Raw genomic sequence first — 21,551 nt, forward strand, 5'->3', positions numbered from 1 at the left:
TGAGGTCATGAGCGGAACGCGGCGGCGACAGGTCGGGAACGAGGAGCGGCGGGGGCGGCTGGCGCGGCGGCAGCTCCGGGCCGTGGGCACCTGCGAGGAGGTCGCCGACGCGCTCGTGGCGCTGCACGCGACCGATCCGGCGACGGTGTTCCTGACGGTGGCGGCGCGGCTGCGCGAGCCGGGCGACGGCGTCGGGGCGCTGGAGGAGGCGCTGTACGGGGAGACCGGGTCGCTGGTGCGGATGCTGGCGATGCGGCGCACGATGTTCGTCGTGGGCCGGGCGGCGGCGCCGGGGGTGTACGCGGCGGCCGGGCGGCAGATCGCGGCGAAGGAGCGCAAGGGGCTGCTGGCGTTCCTGGCGGAGGGCGGCGGCTGGGACGAGGCGTGGCTGGAAGGCGTCGAGGCGCGGGTGCGCGCGGCGCTCGACGCGCACGGCGAGACCAGCGGCGCGGGGCTGTCGAAGCTGGTGCCCGAGCTGCGCGAGCAGGTGCTGGTGGCGGCGGGCAAGCCGTACGAGGCGCGGCAGAACGTGGCGAGCCGGATCATCAGGACGATGGCCGCCGAGGGCCGGATCGAGCGGCGCAGGCCGGCCGGGTCGTGGACGAGCAGCCAGTTCCGGTGGGCGAACGCCGAGCCGCTGCCCGACGTGCCGGTGGCCGAGGCGCGCGCCGGGGTGGTGAAGGCGTGGCTGGGGGCGTACGGGCCGGGGACGGCGGCCGATCTGAAGTGGTGGACGGGCTGGTCGCTGACGGAGGTGCGCAAGGCGCTCGCGGCGGTCGGCGCCGAGGAAGTGCTGCTGGACGGGGACGCCGTCGGCCACGTACTGCCCGGTGACGCCGGGCCGTCGGCGGACGCGCCGCCGCCCGCCGCGACGCTGCTGCCCGCGCTGGACCCGACGCCCATGGGGTGGCAGGAGCGCGACTGGTTCCTGCCGCGCGAGCACCGCGCGTCCCTCTTCGACCGCTCGGGCAACGTCGGGCCCACCGTGTGGTGGGGCGGCGAGGTGATCGGCGGCTGGGCGCATCGCGCGGACGGCACTGTCGCCTGGCGGCTGCTGGCCGACCGGGGCGCGCGGGCGGCGGACGCGGTCGAGGCGGCGGCGGAGCGTCTCACCGCTTTTCTCGCGGGCGGCGGTGTGACGGTCACACCGCGATTCCGCACCCCTTTGGAGCGCGAACTGTCCGCGTGACCCGGCCGGGACCCGCGCACCGGGCCGGGACCCGCGCACCCGGCCGGGACCCGCGCACCCGCTGGACTCGGTAGGCCGCGCTTACGCGCGGCGCGGCCGTATAAACCTCGCTTTCCGGACAGAATCCGGAGCGTGCATCTCCCCTCACGCCCCGCGCGTGTCACCCGCGCCGTGGCCCGCGCCGTGTGGGCGTACATCCGCAGCGCCCCCGGCACGTACATCTGGCTGGCGATCCTGTTCTTCACCACGGTCGCGATCCACCGGATGGCGCCCGCCACGGTGGACGACTTCCTGCGGCTGCGGTCGACGAACATCCACAATCTGTCGAGCCAGCCGGTCCGCGCCCTGGTGCGCAGCGCGCTGTGGACCGACGGCGGCGGATGGCTGCCGTACGTGCTGCTCTACACGGTCTTCCACGCCACCGCCGAGCGCTGGCTGGGCACCTGGCGGTGGCTCGCGGTCGTGCTGATCGGGCACGTCGCGGCGACGTACATCAGTGAGGGCGTGCTGCTGTGGGCGATCCGGCACGGGCACGCGCCGCAGTCGGCCGCCGAGACCCTCGACGTGGGCGTCAGTTACGGGCTCGCGGCGGTCGAGGCGGTGCTGACCTGGGCGGTCACGATGCCCTGGCGGTACCTGTACGGCGCCTGCGTGCTGCTCTTCTACGGGCTCGCGCTGGGCGAGGGCCGCACCTTCACCGACGTCGGGCACTTCACGTCGGTGCTGCTCGGCCTGGCCTGCTACCCGCTGACACGCGGACGGCCGGGTCGGATCGACCCGGCCGCCGCGTACCGGAGCCTGCGCGGTGCCGCCCGCGGGCGGCTCGGGGTCAGCCGACCCGGGTGAGCTTCGTGCCGAACGACGGCTCGCTCAGGTCGGACTGGAGGACGACCGGCACCGTGGTGCGGGCCGAGCCGGTGCCGAAGCCGATCGTGCCCACCTCGGCGCCGGACGTCGCGGTGTGCGGCAGCCCGTCCTTGAGGGGGGTCAGCGACAGCGTCGTCCTCAGGCCCGGCCAGCCGACGGCCTTCAGGTCCTTGCTCGCCACGACCGGCGTGTGACCGCCGAGCCCGTCGTCCACATAGCCGACGACCTCGCCCTTCTTCACTATCGTCGACGACGTCAGGCCGCCCTGCACGGAGTTGATCAGCTTCTGCGAGTTGACCAGCGCCGCCTGGAGGCTGTCGTAGACGGTCGTGCCGCCGCGCTGCTGGAGGACGACGCCGAGGATCAACTGGTCCTTGCCGTCGACCTTCTTGTTCGCCGCCCACATCAGGGCGCCGCCCGCGGGGGTGCTCGAACCGGTCTTGATGCCGATCACACCCACGTTGACCAGGTCGTTGTTGTTGTTGTAGATCGTGCCGACGCCGGGGATGTCGATGTTCGGCTGCGCGACGACCGACCGGAACACGTCGTTCTTCATGACCTCGCGGGCCAGCTTCAACTGGTCGACGGCGGTGCTCCGCGTGGTCTCCTCGAAGCCGCTCGCGCCGGTGTACGTGGTGTTGGTCATGCCGAGGTCGGCGGCGGCCTTCGTCATCTTCGTGACGAACGCCTCCTGGGTGCCGGAGTCCCAACGCGCCAGCAGGCGGGCGATGTTGTTGCCCGAGGGGATCAGCAGCAGTTGCAGCATCTGCCGCTCGGTGAACTGCTGGCCCTTCTTGACCTGCGCGGTCGACTCGTCGCTCGAACTCGCCTCGTCGGCCGCCTGCGCGTCCACGGGGATCGTCGGACCGGTCTGCTTACCCGTCAGCGGGTGGTCGCGCAGGATCAGATACGCGGTCATCACCTTGGTGACGCTCGCGATCGGCACCGGGGTCTGCGCGCCGTGCACGCCGAGCGAGCCCAGGCCCTCGACCTCGGCCACCGACTGGCCCTGCGACGGCCACGGCATGGACTGCGGCAGCGGCGTGCCGTCGAAGGTGTACGACGAGGCCGCGGTCAGCGCCATCGACGGCGCCGGCAGCGGGCGCAGCGCCTGCACCACGACGAACACGATCGCCAGCAGCACCACCAGCGGGGTCCAGATCTTGAACCGGCGCGCGACCGTCCGCAGCACCGTCTGGCGCGGCGGCGGGGTGTTCGTCAGCTCCGCGAGCAGCTTCAGCGGCGCCTCGGGCTCCGGCGGCACGGGCATCGACCGCGTCCCGTCGGGCCCGGCCGCCGCGCCGTCCGGCGAGGCCGCCGTGGGGGTGCCGATCGCGGACGGGCTCCCGGCGTACGGGGGCAGCGGCGCGCCCCCGGCGGGCTTCGGCGGGGCGGACGGCTGCCCGATCGGGCCCGCGGCCGGACTCTCCGAGGGCTTCACGGGGCCCGTACGCGGCTTGGCGGACGCCGGGGGCGGCTGGGGCGCCTCATAGGGCGCGGAGGCGCCAGAGGGCGCGCTACGGGCTCCTGAGGCGCCTTCCGCGCCCTGCGCCGCCGGGCGCTCGGCGGGGAGATCGGACACAAGCGGGCGCAGGACGGAGGCGCTCCGGGCGCCGGGGCCCTTGGGGGCGTTGTTCTCGGGGGCGTCGTCCTCGGGGGCGCTTTCGGGGGCGTCCTGGGAGGTGTCCTCGGAGGTGTTCCTGGACGCGGAGCTGTCGGAGTCATCCGGAGCGGCGTCCTCGGCGTCACCGGCGTCACCGGCGTCACCGGCAGAGGGCGCTGCGTCCGCCACGTCGTCGGCGGCGTCGGTCGAGGCCGCCGGGGCGGCGTCCTCGGGGTCCGCGGGGGCCGCGGGGGCCGCGTCCTCAGAGTCCTGACCGTCGCCGGAGGGCGGGGCCGCGTCCGATACGTCGCCCGGTACGTCGTCGGCGTCGGGGTCGGCCTCGGTCACGGCCTCGGCGCCGTTCACGCCGTCCGCGCCCTCGGCGTCGTCCACGCCGTCCCCGTCGGCGCCCTCAGCCGTACCGTCACCGGCCGCAGAGCCGCCGGCGGTGGCGCCGGCGCCCAGCAGGCCCCCGCGCCCCCCGACGCGCAGCACGGCGGTGTGCTCGTCGCGCTCCGCCGCGGGCGGCCCGGCCGGCGCGGAGTCTTCCGCTTCCGGACCCGTTTCGGAGTCCGGCCCGTCCTCGGAGGCTTCCCCGGCGGCGGCATCCGGGTCCGGGAGGTCACGATTCGGTTCCGCTTCCGGAGGCAGGACCTCCGGGGTGCGGGGCGCGGGCGGCGTCGTGGACGTAGCCGCGTCGGAGGATTCGTCTACGGCCGCTACGCCGTCCGGCGTATTCGCCGTGGAGGCGGCGGAGGAGGCGGCGGCCGGGTGGGGGCGTGCGCCGGAGCCCGCGGAGTCCGCCGATTCGGGGGGCGCGGAGGGGACGGCTCCGACCGCGGCGCCCGCGTGCTCCTCCCGTACGCCCTCCGCCACGCGTGTCCCGTGCCCCTCGGTGGGCGTCCGGAACACCACCAGCCTCGGATCAGCGGTCGACCGCTCGACCGCCTCCCCCGACGTGCTCTGCCGCTGTTCCCTGCCGGGGGACTCGCCCGCCACGCAGACCTCCTCCACACATCACGAAATGGCCGCACACATCGTGCGGGGGCGGATGCCGAATGGCACCCATACCCCTTCAAAGCTCACACTGGCAGTGTCCCGCCGACAGGCCCGCGACCCGTCCGCGACACCACCGCCCACCCCGTAGACGAGAACGACATACCACCCGGTTCCCGTCGATAAGGCAAAGGCGCTCTCGACAGGCCGGTGTGAGAGGCGTCACCCTGTCATTCATCCACGCGGGGAGGCATGGATGGGCAAGAGCCGCAGAACAATTCCGGAAGAGCTGTTGCTGCTCGCACTGGACCCGACGACCGGGACCACGGCGCAGCCTCAATCGCTCGACCTCGGCCTCGCCGGGGCGCAGCTCGTCGAGCTGGCCCTGGCCGGACGGATAGCCCCTGACGGGGATCGTATAGCCGTGGTGCACCCACGGCCGACTGGAGATCCGACCCTGGACTCCGCTCTCGAACTGCTGCGGCGACGCGGCAGTCCGGTGCGGGCCGTCCACTGGATCGGCGGACCCCGCCTCGGGCTCCGCCAGACGTATCTCGCGCACCTGGAGCGGTGCGGCATGGTGCACGCCGTGCCCGGCCAGATGTGCGGGGTGCTGCCGACGACGCGGTACCAGGCGTCCGACAGCGCGGTCAGCCGGGAGATCCGTACCCGGCTGGACAGTGCGATCCGTACCGGCGTGCCGCCGGACCCGCGGACCGCCGCGCTCGCCGCGCTCGCCCACGCCGTGGGACTCGGCAAGCACCTCTACCCGGGCAACGAGGGCCGGTCGTCACGATCGCGCCTGCGTGACCTGATCAGGTACGACCCGATGGGCGGCCTCGTCGCGCATGCCGTGATGGATGTGCAGAACGGCGTGGCGGCGCAGCCGAAGCGGCCAGCCGCTCCGGCACCGCGAGCGGCGGGGCACAGCACCATGGCCCGCGCCGGCGCCCGTTGAGTCGGCGTGCGACAGCGAGTGGACACAGGCAGCACAGGCAGCACGGTCAGTACGTTCGGCACGTTCAGCACGTGAGAGCGCGTGCGCAGGTGAGCACGTAGCGCTCGGCAACCCCCTCATCAGGGACGGCTGCGGCGCCCGTCGGCAGGGACGGGGCACCGCAATCCGCGACCATCGCGCCGTCCTCAGCGACCCGTTCCGGGAGCCGCTGTGACGCGCGGGGCGGCGGGACTCGGAACACGTTCCGGGATTCGTCGCACCGCGCGTCGCCGTATACACCCCCGTGTACCACCGCGTACACGCCCCTGCCGGGTTACCCTCATTCGCCAGCGCGCCGATGACCGCAAGTGGCAGGCTGCTGACCATCAGTAGGTTCAGCGTGGAGGTGCACGTCCAGTGGTCGCCAACGTCAATCCCACCGTCAGGCGCCGCCGGCTGGGTTCGGAACTGCGCAAGTTGCGGGAGCAGAAGGGCATGACGGCCGAGGAGGTCGCCGCCCGGCTCCTGGTGTCGCAGTCGAAGATCAGCCGGTTGGAGAACGGGCGCCGGAGCATCAGCCAGCGCGATGTGCGCGACCTGTGCGGTGTGTACGGCGTCGAGGACGTGCGGATCGTCGACTCGCTGATGCAGATGGCCAAGGAGTCGCGCCAGCAGGGCTGGTGGCATGCCTTCGGCGACATCCCGTACAGCGTGTACATCGGCCTGGAGACCGAGGCGGCCAGTCTGCGGGTCTTCGAACCCCAGGTGGTGCCTGGCCTGTTGCAGACGCCGGAGTACGCCGCCGCGATGATCGCGGGCAATCTGCCGGAGGCCACTCCCGAACAGGTCGACAAGCGCGTCAGCGTGAGAATGCGCCGGCAGGAGCGGATCACCGACCGGGACGGGCCGCTGCGGATGTGGGCCGTGGTGGACGAGGCGGCGCTGTGCCGCAAGGTCGGCGACGAGCACGTGATGCGTGACCAGCTTCTGCATTTGGTGGAATTGAGCCATCTGCCGCATGTGACCGTGCAGGTGCTGCCGTTCGAGGCGGGCGCGCACCCCGGTCTGAGCGGGCAGTTCGCGGTACTGGAGTTCACCGACGCGACCGATGCCACGGTGGTCTATCTCGAAGGCGTCAACAGCGACCTGTACTTGGAGAAGGACACCGATGTGCAGGCGTACAGCGTGATGTACGAGCATCTGCGGGCCCAGGCGCTCAGCGCCGAACAGACCCGGCAGTTCATCACCGAAGCGGCGGAACGATACACCCGCTGAAGTGCGGGCGATACGGTACACCCCCGCTCACTCCCATTGGAAGAGTTACTGGGAATATGCCATCCACTTGGGTGAAGTGGCTCACCGGTCCGTGATGTTGGCTAGTAGCGTCGAGCGCGTAGTCAGGCAATGGCGTACCTCGCCGCCGCCATCAGCACAGACCGGAGCAGAGATGGCAATCAAGCTGGGCAGTACTCCCGCGTGGATGAAGTCCTCGCGGTCCACCGGAAATGGCGCCTGTGTCGAAGTGAAGTCCCCGGCCGTCGAGTCGGTCGTGGTCCGCGACTCCAAGGACCCGCAGGGTCCGGTCCTCAGCTTTTCCCCTGAGGCGTGGACCGCGTTCGTCACGGACGTCGACCGAGGCGCGTTCACGATCAACTAGTACAGCGCGCGCACCTTCAGCAGTACCGCAGAAGAGCCCTCTCGTCTGGCCGCCGTCCTAGCCGAGGGGGCTCACTGCTGTCCTGATGTTCCGGGCAGGGTGATCAACGCGGCGGACCGGGTGATCCACGCGGCGAACGGGGTGATCAACGCGGCGGACCGGGTGATCAACCCAGCGGACCGGGTGATCACGTCAGCGGATCAACGGAGTTGATCGACGTAGGTGTCCGTGCCGGGAATGGTCGGAATGAAGGGAGCGATGAATTCCACTTTCGCCGAGCGCCCCGCCGAGTCGGTCCGGCCGGCGATCTCGGCGGCGTGACCGGCGAAATGCTCTTCCCACCCCTCGCGTGGATCTTGTTGCAGGAACCACAGGAGAGTGAGCCGGGTTTCGACGCCTTCGACCTGTTTCACATAAGACATCCGGTCGAGCGGCAGCGCAGTGGGCGTGAAGATCACCACCATCGCCGCCGGTGATCCGGCGAGCTTCTTCGGCAGGTGGCGGGCCCGCAGCCATTCCAGCAATTCGTCCCGGCCTTCCGCGGATTCCGCTTCCAGCACTTCGAGGACGAGTCCGCGGTACGGGTGGTCGAGCGCGTGGATGTCGCGCGGACCGGCGGCGCCGTCCCGGTAGACGCTCGCGGCGCGGTCCTGGAAGGCGGTGAAGACGTGGGTGCGGTCGTGGTAGACGCGGGCGTCGCGATTGAGCCGCTTGTTGATGCCGACCGTCCACCGCATGTGCGCGTCGTAGCGGCCCGCGGTGATCCAGTACAGCGACAGGTAGCAGCCCGCGGTGACCGGCCGCGCGACCGCGGAGTCCGCCGGGTACCGCAGGTCCAGCAGCGGCCGCGTGGCCACCCAGCGGCGCCCGGCGTACAGCCAGGGCATCGCCATCGCACCGGCGATGAAGTGGTCGTCCTCGTACCACCGGTTGTACGCGTATTCGTGCCCGGCGTGGGGCTCGACCATGGTGATCAGCGCGTGCCCGACGTCGACGCCGTACGGTCCGACGGCCGCGAGCCGTCCGTACGCCTCGACGTCCGTTCCGCCGTCCGGGCCCGTTCTCACGTCCTCAGCCATGAATCTGACGCTACGTCAGCTCCGGGGAGAAGTGAAGGTGCCCGGATGCTGGAAAGTACCTGGACATGGCAACGATTCTTCGTAGGCTGCCGGACATGACCTCGACCCGAGCCGCCGTGCCCGCCCTCGCCCCACGCGCCGTCTCGGTGGGCGCCTCGCCGGTACGGGAGATCCTGGCGCTGACCGCGCGGCCGGAGGTGATCTCCTTCGCCGGAGGGCTGCCCGCGCCCGAGCTGTTCGACGCGGCGGCCATCGCGGAGGCGTACGCCCGCGTCCTGGCCGAGCAGCCGCACAAGGTGCTCCAGTACTCGACGACCGAGGGCGATCCCGCGCTGCGCGCGGCCGTGGCGGCCCGGCTGAGCGGGCGCGACCTGGCGACGGGCATGGACGACATCCTGGTGACCGGCGGCTCGCAGCAGGGGCTCGCGCTGATCGCGACCGCGCTGATCGAGCCCGGCGATGTGGTGCTGGTGGAGAACCCGACGTATCTGGCGGCGCTCCAGTGCTTCGGCTTCGCGGGCGCCCGGGTGGTGCCGGTGCCGACCGACGCGTACGGGGTGATCCCGGAGGCACTGGAGGAGGTGGCGCGCCGGGAACGGCCGAAACTGCTCTACCTGGTGCCCAACTTCCAGAATCCGACCGGGCGTACGCTCCCGCTCGAACGCCGCCGCGCGGTGGCCGAGGTGGCGGAGCGGCACGGGCTGTGGATCGCGGAGGACGACCCGTACGGGGATCTGCGGTTCGAGGGCGAGAGCGTGCCGTGGATCTCGGCGCTGCCCGAGGCCGCCGACCGGACGATCCTGCTCGGCAGCTTCTCCAAGATCATGTCGCCGGGGATGCGGCTGGGCTGGCTGCGGGCGCCCGCGGCGCTGCTGCGCGCCTGCGTGATCGCCAAGCAGGCCGCCGACCTGCACACCTCGACCGTCGACCAGGCCGCCGCCGCGCGCTACCTCGCCGACCACGACCTGGACGTCCATCTGGACCGGGTGCGTACCGCCTACCGCGCCCGGCGCGACGCGCTGCTCGCCGGGCTGCCGGCCGCGCTGCCCTCCGGCAGCACCTGGAACCGGCCCGAGGGCGGCATGTTCGTGTGGGTACGGCTGCCCGCGGGGTACGACGCGACGGCGCTGCTGCCGACCGCGGTCGGTCACGACGTGGCGTACGTACCGGGGTTGCCGTTCTTCGCGCAGGCGCCGGAGGCGGGGGCGCTGCGGATGTCCTTCACGACGCACACGCCGGAGGAGATCGGGGAAGGGCTGCGGCGGCTGGCGAAGGTCTTCGCCTGAGGCCGTTGACAGCAGGTAGCGCGGCGGCCCGCACGAGGAACGGCGCGGTGCCGTACGCACGGACGGCGCGGCGCCGTACGCGTCCAACGGCGCGCGTCACCGCATCAGTTCGCCCGCGTTGACGAGCAGGGACTGTCCGGTGATCGCGCGGGCGCGGTCGGAGGCGAGGAACACGGCGGCCTCCGCCACGTCGCCGTCGGTGGCCAGTTCGGGCAGTGCCATGCGGCGGGCGAGGCGGGCCAGCACCTCGTCCTCGCCGACGCCCTCGGCGCGTGCGGTGAGCGCGACGAAGGACCGCACGGGCGGCCCCCACATCCAGCCGGGCAGCACGGTGTTGACCCGGATCCGGTACGGGCCCAGCTCGCGCGCGAGTGAGTACATCGCGGAGGTGAGGGCGCCCTTGGAGGCCGCGTACGCCGCCTGGCGGACCTGGCTGGGCGCCGCGACCGCGGACTGGGTGCCGATGAACACGACGGAGCCGCCGCGCTCCTGGCGCTTGAGGGCGGGCAGGCACGCCTGGGCGAGCCTGAGCGACCCGAGCAGATTGACGTCGAGCACCCGCTGCCAGACGGCGAAGTCCGCGTCCTCCAGGCCGCCGAAGTAGTCGTCGAGCGCGGCGACCTGGACGACGGCGTCGATCCCGCCGAACCGCTCCTGTGCCAGCGCCGCCAGCGCCTCGCACTGCGCGCCGTCGGCGATGTCGGTGGGCAGCCAGGCCGTCGAGGTGCCCGCGGGGTCGATCTCGGCCGCCGTCTTCGCCAGCCGCTCTGCGGTCCGCGCGCCCAGCACCGCCCGTCCGCCGTCGCGTACGACGGCCGCCGCCACGCGCTGCCCGAGTCCGGCGCCGACGCCGGTCACGACCACGGTCTTCCCCTTCAGCAGCATGTCGGCCTCCGCAACCGTTGTCTGACGGAGCGTCAGAATAGGGCGGGCGCCCGCAGGAGGGAAGGCCGCGGCGGTCACGCTCACGTCGGCGATCGGCCGCTCCCCTCTGCGTCCGCACGGGATCCCGTATCCCGGACGGCTGCCTCCTGTGTCCCGCGCGTCCCGCGGGCCTCGTGCGACGTCCAGCGAAGTGTCCGCTCATCGTGGGTGGGTGATCAGGGTCACGACAATGCCAAGGTAGGCAAAGAGCGAGTAAAATCGTTCGGCTTTCTGATCTGAGTTCAGACTCTTGAACGCGGAGACCCTTGACCGGCCCCCCGCGCGAGGGGTTCAATCCCGGAAGTCCCCACTCCCGCACGGGGGCGACCCGCCCGGACCGGCGCCACAGCGAAGTGCGCTCCTGTTCACAAGGCGGACCCCTCTGGAGGGGACATGAACAGTCTCGACTGGACCGTGCTGATCGCGTACTTCGGCGTGATGCTCGCGATCGGACTCTGGTCCCACAAGCGCGTCGACGACGTCGGCGACTACTTCACCGCGGGCGGCAAGATGCCGTGGTGGCTGTCCGGCATCTCGCACCACATGTCGGGCTACAGCGCGGTGATGTTCACCGGTTACGCGGGCATCGCCTACACCTACGGCATCACCTCGTACGTCACCTGGTCCTTCCCGATCGCGCTCGGCATCGCCATCGGCGCCAAGCTCTTCGCGCCCCGGCTCAACCGGCTGCGCTCACGGCTGCACGTGGCCTCGCCGCTCGAATACCTCAAGAACCGCTACAACCTGACGACCCAGCAGGCGCTCGCCTGGTCCGGCGTGCTGCTCAAGATCGTGGACGTCGGCGCCAAGTGGGCCGCCATCGCGACCCTGTTGTCCGTCTTCACCGGGGTCACCATCACCCAGGGCATCGTCATCACCGGCGCGATCACCGCCGTCTACTGCACGGTCGGCGGTCTGTGGGCGGACGCGCTCACCGAACTCGGCCAGTTCGTCATCCAGTTGATCGCCGGGCTCGCGATGCTGGTCGCCGCGCTCAACAAGGTCGGCGGGATCAGCGGCATCTGGAACGTGTGGGACGAGCCCGCGCTCAAGCACCACGCCAACCCGGTCGCGGGCCCGTACACCACCGTCTTCCTGCTGGCGTACCTGTTCATCAAGACCTTCGAGTACAACGGCGGCATGTGGAACCAGGCCCAGCGCTACATGGCCACCGGCTCCGCCCGCGAGGCCACCCGCAGCGCCTGGCTGTCGTCGGCCCTGTGGTTCGTCTGGCCGGTTATCCTCTTCTTCCCGATGTGGATCTCGCCGCTTCTGGTGCACGCCAAGAAGCCGGACGGCTCGGACTCGTACGGTCTGATGGTCGAACAGCTCCTGCCGCACGGGCTGCTGGGCCTGGTCGTGGTCGGCTTCTTCTCGCACACCATGGCCATGTGCTCCTCCGACGCGAACGCCATCGCCGCCGTCGTCACCCGCGACATCGCCCCGGCCTTCTCGAAGACCGCCCGCGAATGGTCGGCCCATGTCGGCCTGATCGCCGCCCGGTTGACCACGCTGACCTTCCTCGGCCTGTCCATGGCCGTGGCCACCCAGGTCAACTCCCCCACCTTCAAGGACATCATCACCGTCGTCATCAAGTGGGTGGCCGGTCTGATGGGGCCGATCGCGATCCCGTTCATGCTCGGACTGCTGCCGCGCTTCCGCACCTCCGGCCCGACCGCCGCCCTCACGAGCTGGGCGCTCGGCCTGTTCGCCTTCTACCTGCTCAACTACCCCGTCAACGACGCCGTCTCGGGCGGCGTCAACCTCGAATACCAGATCTCGCTCCCGCTGGCCGTCTCGCTCGTCCTCTACATCGTCATCGGCTGGATCAAGCCGGAGGACACGCCGGAGCGGGACGCGCTCCTCGCGAAGATCAACTCCGATGACGGGGGCGGCCCCGGACCGGCCTCCGTCTCCCTCCCCGAGCCCTCCTCCGAGCCGACCCCCACCAAGGTCTCGGACTAGGTCCTGTCCGGCGGCTCCCCTTCCCGGGGGGAGCCGCGGCGGGGGCGGTGGTGATCCGCCGGACAGGCCCTAGGCGGCCGGGTAGCGGTCGAGCCACGCCGGGCTGGCGCCCGAAGGCCCGTGCAGGGCCGGCGCCTGCGTCATCTCCATGGCGAAGTCGTCGGCGAGCTGGAGCAGCGTGGCGCGCCCTTCCACCTCGGCGATCCACGCGGGCGGCAGCGCCGTCTCCCCGTGCTGGACGCCGAGCAGATTGCCGCAGACGGAGCCGGTGGAGTCGCTGTCGCCCGAGTGGTTGACGGCGAGCAGCAGCCCGTGGCGCACGTCCTCGGCGACCAGGGCGCAGTAGACGCCGATCGCCAGCGCCTCCTCGGCCGTCCAGCCCTCCCCCAGCGCCTCCACGCGCTGCGGCGACGGCATCCCTTGCCGTACGGCGCCCAGGGCGCCCTGGAGCGCGTCCGTCGTCTCCTGGTGGCCGGGGCGGGCGCCGAGCAGGGCGAGGGCGTGCTGGACGGAGCCGTCGAGGGCCTCGCCGCGCGCCAGGCCGTGCACGATGACGGCGAAGGCTCCGGCGGCGAGCTGCCCGGTGGGGTGGCCGTGGGTCTGGGCGGCGCACTCCACGGCGAGCTGGAAGACGAGCTGCGGCTCCCAGCCGACCAGCAGCCCGAAGGGCGCGGAGCGCATCACGGTGCCGCACCCCTTGGAGCCGGGGTTCTTCGGCTCCTCCAAGGTGCCCATCCGGTCGTCGGACAGGCCGCTCAGGCACGCCTCGCCCGGCGCTCGCCGCGCGTAGAGCCACTCCTCGCGGGCCAGCCAGCCGGTGTCTTTGCGGCGCTCGTCGGGCCCCCACTCGGTCTGGGTGGCCGACCAGCGGCGGTAGGCGCGGTGGATGTCTGTGGGCGGGTGCCAGGCGCCGGTGTCCCGGCGCACCTGGGCTCTGATCAGGCCCTCGACCGTGAACATCGTCATCTGCGTGTCGTCGGTGACCGCGCCGCGTCTGCCGTACGCCGGAACGTAGTCGGTGACGCCGTCCGTGCCGTGATTGCGCTGGATCGCCTCGAACGAGTCGAACTCGACGCCCGCGCCCAGCGCGTCCCCGATCGCCCCGCCCAGCAGGCAGCCCCGCACGCGGCTGCGGAAGTCCTGCTGCTGCGCGCGACCCCAGACAGCGGTCAAAGCGGTCCCCTTCGATCAACCCCGATCCGAACCCGTTCTGCGCCAGCACGATAGCCGACGTCACCAGGAGCGGAAGGGGGCCCTGGGGTTGGTGACGCCGGTCCGCGAACGGTGCCGGTCCGATCGGATACGACCGGGCGCCGGAAATGCTCTGACGCGCGACTCAGGGTGTCGGACTCGGGCGCGGGAGCCGGGTCCGCGCGTCGGGCCGCGCGACTCGGGCGTTAGGCGCACATACGCGGCTCACGTGCGCGAGAAGACGCCGATGGCGTTGGCGACCGGGCGCTCGACGCCGCCCGACGGGTGGTTGCGTACGGTCACCGCCGCCGCGCCGGGGTCGCGGGCGACCAGCGTCGTGGAACCGCCGCCGTCGAGGTTCACCGCCGAATCTGCACCCAATTCCCTCATGACGGACGCAAGTTCCGCGATGGTCAGACCCGCGCCGGACTCGGCGGAGCCGTCCAGCGCCAGCAGGTACAGCGTGCTGCCCGACGCGTCGAAACCGGCGGCCGTACGCGTGGCCGCCGTCGTGGTGTCCAGGCCCGCGAGCGGCTGTCCGCCGCGCAGGACGGGGAAGCCGCCGACCGCGAAGACGTACGGCACGCGCGAGAGCGTCGGGGTGAGGCGGCTGTCGACCTCCGCGCGGTCGCCCACGCGCAGGGCGCGCAGTGTGTCGGCGCCCGCGTCCCGGCCGAGCAGTACGGTGCTGCCCGCGGGAATGGCTCCCGCGCCGGGCGCCTGCGCGACCGCCGCGACCCGCCCCTGACGTACCGTCACCTCGTAGGTGTCCGTGCTGCATCCGGCGCCGCGCGAGGTGTCCGTGCCGCAGACCGCCCGCTGCCGGGAGACCGTCCCCCAGTCCGCCGTGTACGCGCCGACGCCGCCGACGGGCAGCGCGTACTGGTTGTAGCCGCCCAGCGGGATGCTCCCCCGCGGGGTGCGGACCGACCCGCGCAGGTCCAGCCGGTCGAGCCGCACCTTGCGGTCCTTGCCCATGCCGAGCACGTCGTGCGTGGTCTCCCCCGGCGGCATCGCGGGCCCGAAGCGCTGGCCGTCGGGCACGGCGGCCTTGAGGTCCCGGCCGGAACCGATCTCCGGGCCCACCGAGGAACCGGTCGGCGCCACGCCGGGGTGCTGGTCCTCGGTGATGTTGAAGAAGTCGCCGTTCACCGCGCCCACCGCCTGCCGGTCGTCGGCGAGCCCGGACACCGCCTGCCGCGCCGCCACCGACCCCGGCGTCAACAGGTCGAGCCGCGTACGGGATTCGCGCAGATCCACCGCCAGCACATGCCCGTGCACGGTCCCCCGCGAGGCCGCCACCGAGAACTCCCGGTACTCCACGCCCGGCCCGAGCCGCTCCACCCGCTCGTACGGCGGCCCGCCGCCGGCGCCGCTGTCCGCCGCGACGGCCGACGCCCCCGCCAGTCCCCCGGCGAGCACCCCCGCCGCGACCGCCAGGGCCACGCCCGCCCGCCCGCTCCACGCCACTGCTCCCCCAAGGGTGTCTCAGGTCCCGTGTATCCCACAGGACTCCACCACCCCCGCACTCCCCGCACCGGAACACGGTGAAACGCGGCCATGACGGTGGTGCGAATTCACCCCTCAGGTGCGCGGCGGGCGTCAGTCGCCCAGGACCGGGAGGAGATCGGGGAGGTGGCCGTCGGAGGCGAGACCGGTGGTGATGCGCTCTTCGGGGACCTGACCGTAGAGGGTGGTGCGCTGGCGGGAGGGGCGGCCCGCGGCCTCGGCGATGGCGACGAGGTCGCGGATGGAGCGGTAGGAGCCGTAACTGGAGCCCGCCATACGGGAGATGGTCTCCTCCATCAGCGTGCCGCCGAGGTCGTTGGCACCGGAGCGGAGCATTTCGGCGGCGCCGTCCGCACCGAGCTTGACCCAACTGGTCTGGATGTTGGTGATGTGCGGGTGGAGCAGCAGGCGGGCCATGGCGGTGACGGCCCGGTTGTCGCGGGCGGTCGGGCCGGGGCGGGCGATGCCCGCGAGGTAGACCGGGGCGTTGGTGTGGATGAAGGGGAGGGTGACGAATTCGGTGAAGCCGCCGGTCTCCTTCTGGATCTCCGCGAGCAGCCGGAGGTGGCCGAGCCAGTGGTGGGGCTGGTCGACGTGGCCGTACATCATGGTGGACGAGGACCGTATGCCCAGCGCGTGGGCGGCCTTGACGACCTCGATCCAGGTGGCGGTGGGCAGCTTGCCCTTGGTGAGGACCCAGCGGACCTCGTCGTCCAGGATCTCGGCGGCGGTGCCGGGGATGGAGTCCAGGCCCGCTTCCTTGGCGGCGGCCAGCCAGTCGCTGATCGACAGGCCGGTGCGCGTCGCGCCGTTGACGACCTCCATCGGCGAGAAGGCGTGCATGTGCATGCCGGGGACGCGGGCCTTGACCGCGCGCGCGATGTCGAAATAGGCGGTGCCGGGCAGGTCGGGGTGGATGCCGCCCTGCATGCACACCTCGGTGGCGCCGACCTGCCAGGCCTGCTCGGCGCGGTCGGCGACCTGGTCGAGGGAGAGGGTGTACGCGTCGGCGTCGGTGCGGCGCTGCGCGAAGGCGCAGAAACGGCAGCCGGTGTAGCAGACGTTGGTGAAGTTGATGTTGCGGGTGACGATGTACGTCACCTCGTCGCCGACGACCGCGCGCCGCAGGTCGTCCGCGATCCGGCACAGCGCGTCCAGGGCGGGGCCGTCCGCGTGCAGCAGGGCCAGCGCCTCGGCGTCGGTGAGCCGGGTCGGGTCGTCGGCGGCCACCGACAGGGCCTGCTTGACGTCGGCGTCCACCCGGTCGGGGACCATGCCGGGCGCGGCCTGCTCGCGCAGTTCGGCCCAGTCGCCGTACACCTCGTCGAAGTCGTCGCGGCGGTCGGCCGTACGTCCTTCGGTGTCGATCGTGCGGTGCAGGTCGGTGCGGCCCGTGGCGGCCGAGGTGAAGCCCTCGTCCGGCTCCTGCCACGGGCGGCCCACGACCGGCGCGTCCTCGTCCGCCAGACCGGTGGCGGGGTCGGCGAGCGCCGTGACGTGCGGGATCAGGCGCGGGTCCAACCAGGGCTCGCCGCGCTGGACGAACTCCGGGTAGATGGTGAGGCGTTCGCGCAGCGCGAAGCCCGACTCGGCCGTACGGGCGGCCAGTTCGTCGATCTGCGGCCACGGGCGCTCGGGGTTGACGTGGTCGGGGGTGAGCGGGGAGACGCCGCCCCAGTCGTCGATGCCGGCCTCGATGAAGCGCGCGTACTCGCCGTCCACCAGATTCGGCGGCGCCTGGATGCGGGCGGACGGGCCGAGCACGATCCTGGCCACCGCGATCGCCGCCGCCAGCTCCTCCAGCTCCGCGTCCGGCATGCCGCGCATGGCGGTGTCCGGCTTGGCGCGGAAGTTCTGGATGATCACTTCCTGGATGCCGTGGTAGCGGCGGGCGGTCCTGCGGATCGCGAAGAGCGACTCGGCGCGCTCCTCGTACGTCTCGCCGATGCCGATGAGGATGCCGGTGGTGAACGGCACGTTGGACCGGCCCGCGTCCTCCAGGACCCGCAGCCGTACGGCGGGCTCCTTGTCCGGCGAACCGTAGTGCGGGGCGCCCGGCTCCGACCACAGGCGGGTGGCGGTCGTCTCCAGCATCATGCCCATGGACGGCGCGACCGGCTTGAGCCGCTGGAGGTCGGTCCAGCTCAGCACGCCCGGGTTGAGGTGCGGCAGCAGGCCCGTCTCCTCCAGCACCCGCACCGACATGGCCCGTACGTACGCCAGCGTGTCGTCGTAGCCGTGCGCGTCCAGCCACTCGCGCGCCTCGGGCCAGCGCTCCTCGGGGCGGTCGCCGAGGGTGAACAGCGCTTCTTTGCAGCCCATTTCGGCGCCGCGCCTGGCGATGTCCAGCACCTCGTCGGGCGACAAGTACATGCCGTGCCCTTCACGGCGCAGCTTGCCGGGCACGGTCACGAATGTGCAGTAATGACATTTGTCCCGGCACAGCCGCGTCAGCGGAATGAAGACCTTCCGCGAATACGTGATGACGCCCGGCCGTCCCACCGCTTCGAGGCCGGCGTCCCGCAGCCGGGCCGCGGTGCCCGCGAGTCCGGCCAGGTCCTGGCCACGGGCTTGCAGCAGGACGGCGGCCTCGCCCGTGTCCAGGGCGACACCTTCATCCGCGCGGTGCAGGGCGCGGCGCATGGCATTGGCGGTGGGCGTCGGCGAAGTCATTCTCCGAGGATAGGCGGCCCCGCCGACAATTCGCTGGGGGCTCAGGCCGTCTTCGGCCCGATCCCCCTGTCGGCAATATCACCCGGAGATCGGACCGTCCGAGGAATACTCCGGCTACAAATACTGCGCGTAGTCGTCGAGCGCCCGCAGCACCTCGTCGGTCCCGGCCGGCGGGAGCTGGACGACGATCTCCTCGATGCCGAGGTCGCGGTAGTACGCGAGCTTGCCCGCGTCCGGGCGTACGGCCGTCGGCACCACCTCCGGGCCCTTCTCCCCGCGGCCCGCTTCCCGCCACGCGGCCCGGAGTCCGGGCAGCGACTCACCCAGACCGCCGCCTCCGATCGGCATCCACCCGTCCGCGTAATCCGTCACATGGCTGAAGAGTTTCGGACCCGCCGCGCCGCCCACCAGGGTGCGCACCCGGCCGCCCGCCGGTTTCGGATACGCCTGGCTGGCCTGCACGGACGCGAATTCGCCCGCATAGGCGACGGGTTCGGCCGCCCACAGCGCGCGCATCGCCGCCATCCGGTCCCGTACCAGCTCGCGGCGGCGCCGCCAGTCCACCCCGTGGTCGGCGGCCTCCTCCACATTCCACCCGAAGCCCACCCCCAGCGTGAACCGCCCGCCCGACAGGTGGTCGAGCGTCGCGATCTCCTTCGCCAGCACCACCGGGTCGCGCTGCGCCACCAGCGTGATCGCCGTCCCCACCTCCAGCCGCTCGGTGACCGCCGCGACCGCGCTGAGCGCCACGAACGGGTCCAGCGTCCGCCCGTACTCCTCCGGCAGCGGCTCCCCCGCCGGATACGGCGTCGCCCGCGACACCGGAATGTGCGTGTGCTCCGGCAGATAGAGCCCGGCGAACCCGCGCTGCTCCAACTCCCGCGCGAGCCGCACCGGCCCGATGGTCTGATCGGTCAGGAAGATCGTGACGGCGATCCGCACGGGCACCTCCGGTGGATTGTCGACGGATACCGGGTGTGAACGTACATCTCAGCCGTCCGAGGTGGCGGCCCTGAGACCGCGCCGGTCGGTGAGGACTTTCTCCCAGGCCGCGAGTGACCGGTCCCGGTCCGTCCAGAACTCCCGCCGGGGAACGGCGGCGTCGAGGCCGCGTACCTCCAGCCAGCGCTGGGCGATCTCCCCGAGGCCGGGGTGACAGTCCTGTTCCTCCACATGGCTGATCAGCTCCTGCCCCGCGGCGAGGACCTCGGCGTCCGTGCCTTCGACGGCGGCGAGGAACAGCTTCACGGTCAGCACCATCCACCGGTCGGCGCCGCCACCGCTGCGCGCCAGCATCTCCTCACCGTTCGTCAGAAGTGTCAATACCTCCGCGGCCGGTTCGCGCCCGGTGCGTGCCGCCGCCCGCCAGATCAGCGTCTGCGCCACACCGACCGGCGTTCCGACGTCCTGGTTGACCTCATGTGCGTGCTCCAGCACCGTCTCGGCGTCCAGCGGACGGGCCAGCGACAGCACCATGCCCAGGTGGCGGTAGCTGGTGTCGCGGGACATGCCCGCGGCGGCCAGTTCGGCGTCGTCAGCCACCTTGCGGAGATATCTCTCGGCCGCCGCGAAGTCCCCCTGCAGAAAACTGAACTGGCCCAGGAGATCCTGGGACTGCGCGCGGCGGAAGCCCAGGGGGCTGTCGCAGTGGGGCAGCGCCCAGGTCTGGAGCCGCCGTCCGTCCCCCCGGAGCCATTGGATCCAGGCCAGGTCCTTCTCCGCGTTCTCCCGCAGGGGTCCGGGCTCGGCGGCGACCTCGGCGGTCAGCCGTTCCGCCTCGGCGTACCGGCCGAACTCCTCCAGCGTCTTGGCCAACCGGTGCGAGATGAAGAGGCGTTGGTACGGTCCGAGGCCCGGATGGGCCAGCGCCGCCTCGGTCAGCGACAGGGCCGCTGTCCGGTCGCCCGCGCTGCGCGCGGCCATCCCCTGGCAGGTGAGCGCCAACGCTCCGGCGGGGTGACTGCCGGACTGCACAGGCCAGTTCCGGGTCCCGGTGAGCACCGCCCCGAGGCCGCACAGGTCGACACCGTAGGCAAGGTCGTACAACCAGTCGGGGACACGGCTCGTGTTCAGTGTGAGGAGCCCGGCGGTGGTGAAGCCCTCGCCCAGTTCGCTCCTGTCGGTCGACGTCGGATTTCTGACCCCGCCGCGCAGCCGATCCCGGAGGTGTTCCAGGACTCGTTCGGCCGCGCCGCGCCACTCCTCCTGCGACCAGGCGTCGTCCGTGTTCCCGTCGTGGAGACGGACGGCGTTGCGGACGTACTCGTCCACGGTGTGTGTCAGCCACCTCGACGAATCGCTCTGTACCAGGGGGCGTTCGAGGAATCGCCGTACGACGGCGTCCGCCACGCTCGGGACCGCCGCCCTCAGCACGTCGGCGTCGAAGCGCTCGGCGAGAGAGGCGGCCCGCAGAAGCGCGCGCTCTTGCGCGGACAGATCACGCATCACACGGATCACCATCTCGGCGAAAGTCCCTCCGAATTGTTCCACCGCGGGGACGCGGCCTTCCGCGCTCAGTTGGTCGAAATACTCGGCCGACAACTCCAGATACAGCGGTACCCCGCCTGCCGCGTCGACAATCCGACGCCGCAACGGTGCCGGAATGGCGGGCTCCCCGTCCCTCGTCAGGCGAAGCCGGAGGTAGGTGTCGGCGTAGTCCTCCTCGAGCCCCGACAGCCGGTGCTGCATGGCCGGAAGCGTGCCGGGGTCGGTGACCAGACTCGGCCAGTAGTTGGGCCCCGAGTAGTGGATGGCCGGGTGATGACCGTCGCCCCAGGTCAGCCGGTTCCGCCCCGTGATGAGGAACAGTACGTTCGGCATCAGGTAGACCAGCCGGGCCAACCGGTCCTCGAGCCCACCCGCTTCCCGGCGCCTCCCGTCGACCCGCTCGAACGTGTCGAAGAAGATGACGACGTCCAGGGATTTCCTACGGCGGTACTCGGCCAGATCCCAGGACAGGAGAGCCGGCAGGAACGGCAGCATGTCCGCGGGCGACTCGACATCCAGCAGTTCGGCGAATCCGGGACATTCCGCGAGCAGCCGGTCTTTGCGCAGATGCTCGCGGATCCTGCCCACCAGAATTCCCGCGGCCCGCCGGGCCACACCCGCGAGCGGTATCGGGCCGAGCAGCGCATCCAGTGTGCCGTCCAACTGTTCGGCCAGCGACAGGGATTCGCCGAGCCTGCCGAGCGAGGAATTCCGCGCTATCGCGGCCTCAAGAGGGACACCCGGATGGCAGCGCCGCCAGTACACGGCGAAGGCCAAGTCGAATGCGGGGCAGGAACGCATCACCTCACCGAGCGTGCCCCGCACGGCGATCACCGCGGTCTCCAGATCGGCCAGGGAGCTGTCCTCCAGGTCGATCCGGCAGGTCACGCGGCGTTCAGGACCGTCCGCCGACGCCCCGTCCAATTCCCCTTCGCGTAATCGCCGTTCCAACTGCCGGGACAGCGTCGACTTCCCGATTCCGCCCAACCCGTAGAGGACGAGGACATTGTGCCGAGGCGGCGCCGACGAACCGGCAGCGGCGGGATGGTCTCGCAGCCCCCGCAACGCCTCCTCGAACGCCGTCACATAACGGACACGATCGACGAATACGTCACCCACGGTAACGGGTGACGTTCTCCGCTGATCGAAGATTCGGTCGAGTTCCATCGCGTCGGCCCGTCCCTCCCC

General features: G+C 71.7%; 15 protein-coding genes. 7 read left to right on the forward strand and 8 right to left on the reverse strand.

Going from position 1 to position 21,551, the window contains the following annotated elements; translation table 11 throughout:
• Positions 1-7: 7 nt before the first annotated feature.
• Positions 8-1,189: a winged helix DNA-binding domain-containing protein gene (locus tag ACZ37P_RS04540; RefSeq protein ID WP_391043279.1), complete on the forward strand. Its 1,182-nt coding sequence runs from the start codon at positions 8-10 to the stop codon at positions 1,187-1,189.
• A 132-nt stretch (positions 1,190-1,321) separates the two neighbouring features.
• A complete protein-coding gene (locus tag ACZ37P_RS04545; protein WP_467344845.1) occupies positions 1,322-2,035 on the forward strand; it encodes a rhomboid-like protein in 714 nt (237 codons plus the stop codon).
• Here the strand turns inward: ACZ37P_RS04545 and ACZ37P_RS04550 are convergent.
• Positions 2,019-4,658 (reverse strand): D-alanyl-D-alanine carboxypeptidase family protein, encoded by a 2,640-nt coding sequence (locus ACZ37P_RS04550; protein ID WP_467344846.1) that lies wholly within the window; start codon positions 4,656-4,658, stop codon positions 2,019-2,021. The genes ACZ37P_RS04545 and ACZ37P_RS04550 overlap by 17 nt on opposite strands.
• Before the next feature lie 253 nt (positions 4,659-4,911).
• Between ACZ37P_RS04550 and ACZ37P_RS04555 the strand changes: the two genes are divergently transcribed.
• From ACZ37P_RS04555 to ACZ37P_RS04565, 3 genes are all read left to right on the forward strand, one after another.
• A complete protein-coding gene (locus tag ACZ37P_RS04555) occupies positions 4,912-5,613 on the forward strand; it encodes a GOLPH3/VPS74 family protein (RefSeq protein WP_355337733.1) in 702 nt (233 codons plus the stop codon).
• Between the two features lie 396 nt (positions 5,614-6,009).
• Positions 6,010-6,867 (forward strand): helix-turn-helix domain-containing protein, encoded by an 858-nt coding sequence (locus ACZ37P_RS04560; RefSeq protein ID WP_355337730.1) that lies wholly within the window; start codon positions 6,010-6,012, stop codon positions 6,865-6,867.
• A gap of 172 nt (positions 6,868-7,039) precedes the next feature.
• A complete protein-coding gene (locus ACZ37P_RS04565; protein ID WP_355337727.1) occupies positions 7,040-7,249 on the forward strand; it encodes a DUF397 domain-containing protein in 210 nt (69 codons plus the stop codon).
• A 200-nt stretch (positions 7,250-7,449) separates the two neighbouring features.
• Here ACZ37P_RS04565 and ACZ37P_RS04570 read toward each other — a convergent pair whose 3' ends face one another.
• Complete coding sequence (locus tag ACZ37P_RS04570; RefSeq protein WP_355337724.1) at positions 7,450-8,328, reverse strand: hypothetical protein; 879 nt, start codon at positions 8,326-8,328, stop codon at positions 7,450-7,452.
• A gap of 95 nt (positions 8,329-8,423) precedes the next feature.
• Here ACZ37P_RS04570 and ACZ37P_RS04575 point away from each other — a divergent pair, with 95 nt between their 5' ends.
• A complete protein-coding gene (locus ACZ37P_RS04575) occupies positions 8,424-9,614 on the forward strand; it encodes an aminotransferase-like domain-containing protein (RefSeq protein ID WP_391043265.1) in 1,191 nt (396 codons plus the stop codon).
• A 96-nt stretch (positions 9,615-9,710) separates the two neighbouring features.
• On the opposite strand, the gene ACZ37P_RS04580 is transcribed toward ACZ37P_RS04575, so the two are convergent.
• Positions 9,711-10,499 (reverse strand): SDR family oxidoreductase, encoded by a 789-nt coding sequence (locus tag ACZ37P_RS04580; protein WP_355337718.1) that lies wholly within the window; start codon positions 10,497-10,499, stop codon positions 9,711-9,713.
• A 432-nt stretch (positions 10,500-10,931) separates the two neighbouring features.
• Here ACZ37P_RS04580 and ACZ37P_RS04585 point away from each other — a divergent pair, with 432 nt between their 5' ends.
• Positions 10,932-12,503: a sodium:solute symporter family protein gene (locus ACZ37P_RS04585; RefSeq protein WP_467344850.1), complete on the forward strand. Its 1,572-nt coding sequence runs from the start codon at positions 10,932-10,934 to the stop codon at positions 12,501-12,503.
• 69 nt (positions 12,504-12,572) lie between these two features.
• On the opposite strand, the gene ACZ37P_RS04590 is transcribed toward ACZ37P_RS04585, so the two are convergent.
• The 5 genes from ACZ37P_RS04590 to ACZ37P_RS04610 all read right to left on the reverse strand — a co-directional run bounded on the left by ACZ37P_RS04590 (position 12,573) and on the right by ACZ37P_RS04610 (position 21,449).
• A complete protein-coding gene (locus ACZ37P_RS04590; protein WP_391162408.1) occupies positions 12,573-13,676 on the reverse strand; it encodes an ADP-ribosylglycohydrolase family protein in 1,104 nt (367 codons plus the stop codon).
• Positions 13,677-13,919: 243 nt separating this feature from the next.
• A complete protein-coding gene (locus tag ACZ37P_RS04595) occupies positions 13,920-15,140 on the reverse strand; it encodes a phosphodiester glycosidase family protein (RefSeq protein WP_467344851.1) in 1,221 nt (406 codons plus the stop codon).
• A gap of 156 nt (positions 15,141-15,296) precedes the next feature.
• Complete coding sequence (locus ACZ37P_RS04600; protein ID WP_391043257.1) at positions 15,297-17,876, reverse strand: bifunctional FO biosynthesis protein CofGH; 2,580 nt, start codon at positions 17,874-17,876, stop codon at positions 15,297-15,299.
• A gap of 114 nt (positions 17,877-17,990) precedes the next feature.
• Positions 17,991-18,818, reverse strand: a complete 828-nt coding sequence (locus ACZ37P_RS04605; RefSeq protein WP_355337704.1) for a TIGR03619 family F420-dependent LLM class oxidoreductase — start codon at positions 18,816-18,818, stop codon at positions 17,991-17,993.
• Between the two features lie 48 nt (positions 18,819-18,866).
• Positions 18,867-21,449: a hypothetical protein gene (locus ACZ37P_RS04610; protein WP_467344854.1), complete on the reverse strand. Its 2,583-nt coding sequence runs from the start codon at positions 21,447-21,449 to the stop codon at positions 18,867-18,869.
• Positions 21,450-21,551: the final 102 nt, after the last annotated feature.

This window comes from Streptomyces sp. NPDC024632 (assembly GCF_055559175.1).

Excerpts from the sequence above, each read along its gene's own strand:
- ACZ37P_RS04540 (WP_391043279.1), top strand. The coding sequence starts at position 8 with ATGAGCGGAACGCGGCGGCGACAGGTCGGGAACGAGGAGCGGCGGGGG.
- ACZ37P_RS04555 (WP_355337733.1), top strand. The coding sequence starts at position 4,912 with ATGGGCAAGAGCCGCAGAACAATTCCGGAAGAGCTGTTGCTGCTCGCA.
- ACZ37P_RS04565 (WP_355337727.1), top strand. The coding sequence starts at position 7,040 with ATGGCAATCAAGCTGGGCAGTACTCCCGCGTGGATGAAGTCCTCGCGG.
- ACZ37P_RS04570 (WP_355337724.1), bottom strand. The coding sequence starts at position 8,328 with ATGGCTGAGGACGTGAGAACGGGCCCGGACGGCGGAACGGACGTCGAG.
- ACZ37P_RS04575 (WP_391043265.1), top strand. The coding sequence starts at position 8,424 with ATGACCTCGACCCGAGCCGCCGTGCCCGCCCTCGCCCCACGCGCCGTC.
- ACZ37P_RS04580 (WP_355337718.1), bottom strand. The coding sequence starts at position 10,499 with ATGCTGCTGAAGGGGAAGACCGTGGTCGTGACCGGCGTCGGCGCCGGA.
- ACZ37P_RS04585 (WP_467344850.1), top strand. The coding sequence starts at position 10,932 with ATGAACAGTCTCGACTGGACCGTGCTGATCGCGTACTTCGGCGTGATG.
- ACZ37P_RS04600 (WP_391043257.1), bottom strand. The coding sequence starts at position 17,876 with ATGACTTCGCCGACGCCCACCGCCAATGCCATGCGCCGCGCCCTGCAC.